Raw genomic sequence first — 6655 nt, forward strand, 5'->3', positions numbered from 1 at the left:
CCCACTCCCCCACTCCCCTCCCGCACTGGATCGCAAATTCCTTGACGACTATGATTTGGCCTTTTAAGCCTAAGTTTCGCAAACAAATAGCCCGCATTGAAATTACCGGCGCGATCGCCGGCCCGACCCGCAAATGGGTTCTGGAAGCCCTCAAAACCGTCGAGGAAAAACGATTTCCCGCCTTACTGCTGCGAATCGATAGTCCTGGCGGCACAGTGGGCGATTCCCAAGAAATCTACAGCGCTCTAAAGCGTCTGCAAGAAAAAGTCAAAATTGTGGCCAGTTTTGGTAATATTTCCGCCTCCGGGGGCGTATACATCGGTATGGGAGCCCAGCACATCATAGCCAACCCAGGCACGGTGACGGGCAGCATTGGAGTGATCCTGCGCGGCAATAATCTAGAACGTTTGCTGGAAAAAGTTGGCGTTTCTTTCAAAACGATCAAATCCGGCCCGTACAAAGACATTATGGCCTTTGACCGAGAGCTGACAGAACCGGAAAAAAATATACTCCAAGAGCTGATCGACACCAGTTACCTACAGTTCGTGCAAACGGTTGCCGAGGCACGGAAGCTCACAGTAGAAACTGTTCGGAGTTTCGCAGACGGACGCATTTTTACAGGAGAACAAGCGTTACAATTGGGTGTAGTCGATCGCTTGGGTACTGAGGAAGATGCCCGCCGCTGGGCAGCAGAATTGGCGGGACTCGACCCCGAAAAAACCCGCTGCTACAACTTTGAAGAACGCAAACCCGTCTTGAGTCGCCTGCTGTCGGGAAACAACCAGAAGGTATCTGGACTATCATCTGGTATGGAGTGGTTAGAGTTTGAAATGTCTACCAACGGTCTGCCGCTGTGGATCTATAGACCTTAAAGTTGAGACAAAAAGTGGTTTGTAGTTCATATAGCAGGTTTTGTTAACATTGCACGGGGCACTGCTGACTTTTCAGCAGTGCTTCAGCCATAATGACAACGGCTTTTGAGTTTATCTATCCATCGATCGTATTTATATTCGCGTTGATAATAAGGAGGATTTTTGCGTGGAGTGGCGAGTTAAAGCAATTCGTGGGGCAACCACTGCCTCGGAAAATTCGGTTGAGGCAATTCGAGAAGCAGTCACAGAACTGCTAGACGAACTGGAAAAGCGCAATCATTTAGACCCCAACGATATCATAAGTGCGATTTTCTCTGCCACCCGCGATTTGGATGCGATTTTCCCGGCGGCGATCGCTCGTCGCCGTCCCGGTTGGGAAAACGTTCCTCTGTTAGATGTCCAGCAGATGCACGTTCCGGGAGACTTAGACCGCTGCATTCGCTTCCTCATCCACGTTAATCTTCCATATCCTCACGTCAAAATTTACCATCCCTATTTGCGGAAAGCCCAAAACCTCAGACCTGATTGGAGTTTACCCGCAAGTACGCTGTCGCTTTAGGGATTAGGGATTAGGGATTAGGGGCTAGGGGAAAGAGGGAGAGAGAAGAAATTCCTACTTTTGACTTTTGACTTTTGACTTTTGACTTTCCCTAACCCCTTTTCCCCAGGCTTGCTCTATTCATGAGAATTAGGTTAAATTTAATTAAGATTTGTTTGCCGTTATCATTTTTGTGTTTTACAAATCGCCCCTCTGGCGATTGATGTGAGACATCGGCTGAAAAATCAAGCAATTATCTGACTCGGTTAAAAATCGCAATTGGTGTAGATCGGTAACCAGTTAGTCGTACTCGCAATTAGAGGCCACCCATCTATGAAATTTTCTTGGAGAGTCGTATTACTGTGGACGTTGCCTGCTTTAGTCATTGGTTTTTTCCTGTGGCAAGGAGCATTTGCAACATCTGCCATCGACGCCAGCAGAAACACCGCCAGTACCCGCATGACCTACGGTCGCTTTTTGGATTACCTGGATAGCGGTCGAGTTACCAGTGTCGATTTATACGAAGGTGGCAGAACCGCAATTGTCGAAGGTATCGATCCGCAACCGGAACTGAGCAATCAACTGCAACGGTGGCGAGTCGATTTACCTGCAAACGCCCCGGAACTGATTTCCAAGTTTAAAGAAGAAAAAGTTAGCTTTGCCATCCATCCGATTCGCAACGATGGCGCAATTTGGGGATTATTAGGTAATCTCGTTTTTCCAATACTTTTAATAGCAGGATTGTTTTTCCTCTTCCGTCGCTCTAGCAACATTCCCGGTGGCCCCGGACAAGCGATGAGTTTTGGCAAATCCCGCGCTCGCTTCATGATGGAAGCTAAAACTGGTGTCAAATTTGACGATGTGGCCGGGATCGAAGAAGCTAAAGAAGAACTGCAAGAAATCGTCACTTTCTTGAAACAACCGGAACGTTTCAGCGCTGTAGGAGCTCGCATTCCCAAAGGGGTGTTGCTGGTTGGCCCTCCCGGAACTGGTAAAACTTTGCTGGCCAAAGCAATTGCCGGTGAAGCAGGCGTTCCTTTCTTCAGTATCTCCGGTTCGGAATTCGTTGAAATGTTTGTCGGTGTGGGCGCTTCCCGCGTGCGCGACTTGTTCAAAAAAGCAAAGGAAAACGCCCCCTGTCTGATCTTCATCGATGAAATTGATGCGGTCGGACGGATGCGCGGTACTGGTATCGGCGGCGGTAACGACGAACGGGAACAAACTCTCAACCAGCTGCTGACGGAAATGGATGGTTTTGAAGGTAACAGCGGTATCATTATCATCGCGGCTACTAACCGTCCTGATGTTCTCGACGCGGCTTTGTTGCGTCCGGGACGCTTTGACAGGCAGGTGACAGTTGATACACCGGATATTAATGGCCGGTTGGAAATTCTCAAAGTCCACGCCCGTAATAAGAAATTAGCAGAAGAAATTTCTTTGGATGCGATCGCTCGTCGCACTCCCGGATTTAGCGGTGCGGATTTGGCGAATTTGCTCAACGAAGCGGCAATTCTGACTGCACGTCGCCGCAAAGAAGCAATTACTATGCTGGAAATCAACGATGCGGTTGACCGGGTTGTGGCCGGGATGGAAGGTACGCCTTTGGTGGATAGCAAGACGAAGCGTTTGATTGCTTATCACGAAATCGGTCACGCGATCGTCGGTACGCTGCTCAAAGACCACGACCCGGTACAAAAAGTTACCTTGATTCCTCGCGGTCAAGCTCGCGGTTTGACTTGGTTCGCTCCTAACGAAGAGCAAGGTTTGGTTTCCAGAGGCCAACTGAAAGCACGCATTACTGCTGCTTTGGGCGGTCGTGCGGCAGAAGACGTGATCTTCGGCGATGCTGAGGTGACTACTGGTGCTGGTGGCGACTTGCAACAAGTTGCGGGGATGGCGCGGCAAATGGTGACGCGCTTCGGGATGTCGGACTTAGGCCCGCTGTCGTTGGAAAGTCAAAGCAGCGAGGTGTTTCTGGGTCGGGACTTGATGACGCGATCGGAGTATTCTGAAGAAATTGCATCTCGTGTTGATACTCAGGTACGCAAGATTGTGGAGCATTGTTACGAGGATGCGAAGCGGATGATTCGCGAGAATCGGACTGCGATCGATCGAGTGGTGGATCTTTTGGTGGAAAAAGAAACGATCGAGGGTGAAGAGTTTCGGCAGATCGTTGCTGAGTACACTGTTCTACCGGAGAAGGAACAGTACGTAGCTCAATTTTAATCTCAACACTCTAGGTGAATGGTTTGAAGGGGATGGTGTAAATCATCCCCTTTTTTTGTGAATGCCCAAAAGTGATTTTGGGAAGCCTACACCGTAATCTTTGATTCGGTGTAGGAGGATGTCACTAGCAACGCACAGAAACCGCTATCGCGGTTGATAGTGGGGACAATCTTGACATGGCCCTAACGGATTGACTGTACAACGCAGGTAGGGCGAACGAGCATTAAATTTACAGCTGGTGTCACCAATGTATTCGAGTTCAGCAGGTGGCGGCGATATAACCAGGGGTGCAAGGGCAGCTCTATCCATCGCAATTCTCAGCCTTTCTCGCGCTCGCGCCTCTGCTTTACGCATCACCCATACAGAAATTAGCGGCGGTATTAAAGCAACCAAAAAAATTAACAATGTCTTCAGCACACTCGTCTGTACCTGTCTTCATTCAAATTTCCTGACTTTAGGATATTCGGTCAGAAACGATATTATCTGGATTAAGCAGCTTTTGGCTGGCTTGTTTCGATTTTGTGCTAACCTCTTTTTAGGGGAGTTAATTCGGTGGTAGAGTTTGTTGTTAGTACACTTACAAGCGCCTCTCCGGATCTAAATCTCTACTTCATCTGATTCTGGAGAGACTTTATGTCAATCTACGTTGGCAATTTATCCTACGAAGTTACACAAGAAGACATCAGCGAAGTTTTCGCTGAATATGGTACTGTGAAGCGCGTTCAGCTTCCTACTGACCGCGAAACGGGTCGCGTGCGCGGCTTTGCTTTTGTGGAAATGGAAGCAGAATCTCAAGAAGCTGCTGCCATCGATGCCCTTGACGGTGCTGAGTGGATGGGTCGCAACCTGAAGGTTAATAAGGCCAAACCCCGTGAGGATAGGGGCGGCGGTCGCGGTGGAGATCGCCGAGGCGGTAATGGTGGTGGGAAATTCTCTTCTCGCCGCTATTAAGCTTTGCAGCTAAGGGATTGCGTAGCAGTTAATTCGGTAAACTCCTGTTCGAGGGTATTCGGTACACTGAATTCCCTTTATTTATGGCTCTACCCGATGTAAGCTGTTTGATTCTCTTAGGCGATGGCTTGCAAGAGCGCACACTCAGCAAACGTTTGCTAAAGCGCTTAACCTAGCGATCGCAACAATCCAGCTACTAGCCCATGCTTAGGAGTAGACACGATGACCCAAGTGATTGTAGGGGAAAATGAAGGGCTTGAATCAGCTTTACGTCGATTTAAGCGTCAGGTCTCCAAAGCGGGGATTTTTTCAGATATAAAGCGTCTGCGCCACTTCGAGACACCTCCGGAAAAACGCAAGCGCAAAGCTATTGCAAGAAGGCGCAAGAGGAGATTTAACAAATCTCGGTAAATCTTTTCTTCAACTGCAACTTGTTTAATTAGTTTTGATTAACCCCAGAGGCGGCGCATTGTCATCAGGCAATGCGCTTGCTGCATTTTGAGGTAGGGGTTAGGGATTAGGGGTTAGGGGTTAGGGGTTAGGGGTTAGGGGTTAGGGGTTAGGGATTAGGGGTTAGGGAAAGAAGAGGCTATAATAGACATCTCCCCCAAAAGAATCTCAAAGGGCAGGCAGGATGCCTACCCCACAAGAATTTTTGGAGATGTCTAGTGAAGGGTTTAGTTGAATTAAGAATCTCCTCACTAACTTCGATCGCTTGCTCGAAATTGAATTAAGTTTCTTTGCATTGCTTGCAGAGATGGAAAAAAGCGAAGACTTCGCCAAATTACATATTCAAAACGAGTGTTTCCCAACAAGGCGATAGCTCTCATTTTATCCGAACCTTAGTTTAGGTTGATTGTGTTTCACTTTGGAGAGCCGATCGCACTTTCACATCATACCCAAGAGCGATCGCGTTTTTTGTTGCTTGTCATAGGAGATAGCGAATGCCTACGGCAAGCTAAGCCAAAGCATTCGCTTATTCTTTAAAGATTCATCAAAAAATCCTCAACAGAAACACCAGCCTGCTCTAAAATACTTTTAAGAGTTCCCACTGCCAAAGTTTTCCGCTGTACTGGCACCACACAACCTACTTCTACTACCCCTTGAGGGTTTGCTTTGTCATCAACTGGCAATTGTTTCTTTAAAATGAGGTGACTTCCCCGCTGACGCACTTGCACAAAACCTAAGTTTTCTAAAGCACGTATAGCTTCTACACTGCTGACCCGTGGTAGTTTAGGCACTCAACACCTCGAATGTAGTTAACAGACGAGGAGAAGTTTTAGGCAAAGGGAATTCTTCTAAATAGAGTTCTGTTGCTTCTTTGAGATTGGCGATCGCTTCTTCAATCGTTTCTCCTTGGCTAGCAGTCCCTACTTCAGGACATTCTGCAACATATACATCTTCTTCCCAATAAACAATTGCGGTGAAAGTTCGAGACATTTTTTTGAGAATGTTGGTTATATTTTAACTTTTTTATTATAGGTTAACATATTACTGCCAAGCTGACTTAATACAATTTTGGGTAAGAGGCGATCGCTTTTGCATTTGAGGTTAAAGATCGATCGCCTGCCACTAAAAAATAACTTACGCTCTAAGCTTCAGGATCGATTCCCAAAGCACGTAACTGTGCGGCTAATCGATCGGCACGTTGCCTTTCTTGTTCAGCGCGTTGTCGTTCTTCTTCAGCGCGTTGTCGTTCTTCTTCAGCTTGTTGTTGTGCTAATTCTTTCTCCTGCCGTTCCAATTCGGCTCTTTCGCTACCAGCTAACAACAAATTACCATTAGCATCCCACCAACGCAGCCAGGCTGAAGCCACCCCAGCCCTAAAGGGACGGGGGTTCAAAATGCGATGAAACCTCCACTTGGCTCTCCCAAATTGGTACAACATCCAAGTTCTTAGTGTTAGCATTTTGAACTTTCGCTGCGACTCGCTCTGACTCTGGGAATTTCCCAAAGGAAGGAGGAACTTGTCCTCCTAATCGCAAGTTAATTTTCGTGGTCGCCTGTCTCCAAGCCGCATACAAGAGCGGTTCCGCACTTAACCAAGCGTTTTGTGCTTGATTCGCTT

9 protein-coding genes and 1 pseudogene are annotated in these 6655 nt (G+C 47.6%); 5 read left to right on the forward strand and 5 right to left on the reverse strand.

Annotated elements, in window-relative coordinates:
• Positions 1-50: 50 nt before the first annotated feature.
• From sppA to ftsH2, 3 genes are all read left to right on the forward strand, one after another.
• A complete protein-coding gene (gene sppA / locus H6G03_RS36450) occupies positions 51-872 on the forward strand; it encodes a signal peptide peptidase SppA (protein WP_190475730.1) in 822 nt (273 codons plus the stop codon).
• A 166-nt stretch (positions 873-1038) separates the two neighbouring features.
• Positions 1039-1431, forward strand: coding sequence for a chorismate mutase (aroH, locus tag H6G03_RS36455; protein WP_190475715.1), 393 nt, complete (start codon positions 1039-1041; stop codon positions 1429-1431).
• A 312-nt stretch (positions 1432-1743) separates the two neighbouring features.
• Positions 1744-3636, forward strand: a complete 1893-nt coding sequence (gene ftsH2 / locus H6G03_RS36460) for an ATP-dependent zinc metalloprotease FtsH2 (RefSeq protein ID WP_190475718.1) — start codon at positions 1744-1746, stop codon at positions 3634-3636.
• 144 nt (positions 3637-3780) lie between these two features.
• On the opposite strand, the gene H6G03_RS38565 is transcribed toward ftsH2, so the two are convergent.
• Positions 3781-3990, reverse strand: a complete 210-nt coding sequence (locus tag H6G03_RS38565; protein WP_242057062.1) for a DUF6464 family protein — start codon at positions 3988-3990, stop codon at positions 3781-3783.
• A 279-nt stretch (positions 3991-4269) separates the two neighbouring features.
• Here H6G03_RS38565 and H6G03_RS36470 point away from each other — a divergent pair, with 279 nt between their 5' ends.
• Both H6G03_RS36470 and rpsU read left to right on the forward strand, forming a co-directional pair.
• Positions 4270-4587 carry an RNA recognition motif domain-containing protein gene (locus H6G03_RS36470; RefSeq protein ID WP_190475721.1) on the forward strand — a complete coding sequence of 106 codons (318 nt, stop codon included), beginning with the start codon at positions 4270-4272 and terminating at the stop codon, positions 4585-4587.
• 222 nt (positions 4588-4809) lie between these two features.
• Positions 4810-4998 carry a 30S ribosomal protein S21 gene (gene rpsU, locus H6G03_RS36475; protein ID WP_190475724.1) on the forward strand — a complete coding sequence of 63 codons (189 nt, stop codon included), beginning with the start codon at positions 4810-4812 and terminating at the stop codon, positions 4996-4998.
• Positions 4999-5570: 572 nt separating this feature from the next.
• On the opposite strand, the gene H6G03_RS36480 is transcribed toward rpsU, so the two are convergent.
• The 4 genes and pseudogenes from H6G03_RS36480 to H6G03_RS37640 form a co-directional block, all read right to left on the reverse strand.
• Positions 5571-5828, reverse strand: coding sequence for a type II toxin-antitoxin system HicA family toxin (locus H6G03_RS36480; RefSeq protein ID WP_190475726.1), 258 nt, complete (start codon positions 5826-5828; stop codon positions 5571-5573).
• Complete coding sequence (locus H6G03_RS36485) at positions 5821-6027, reverse strand: type II toxin-antitoxin system HicB family antitoxin (RefSeq protein ID WP_190475728.1); 207 nt, start codon at positions 6025-6027, stop codon at positions 5821-5823. Before H6G03_RS36485 ends, H6G03_RS36480 begins: the two co-directional genes overlap by 8 nt.
• A 151-nt stretch (positions 6028-6178) precedes the next feature.
• A pseudogene (locus tag H6G03_RS36490) lies at positions 6179-6391 on the reverse strand (Uma2 family endonuclease); the annotation flags it as partial.
• 19 nt (positions 6392-6410) lie between these two features.
• A partial coding sequence (locus H6G03_RS37640) for a hypothetical protein (RefSeq protein ID WP_206756676.1) occupies positions 6411-6655 on the reverse strand: 245 nt, incomplete at its 5' end.

The organism is Aerosakkonema funiforme FACHB-1375 (genome assembly GCF_014696265.1).
GTDB lineage: Bacteria > Cyanobacteriota > Cyanobacteriia > Cyanobacteriales > Aerosakkonemataceae > Aerosakkonema > Aerosakkonema funiforme_A.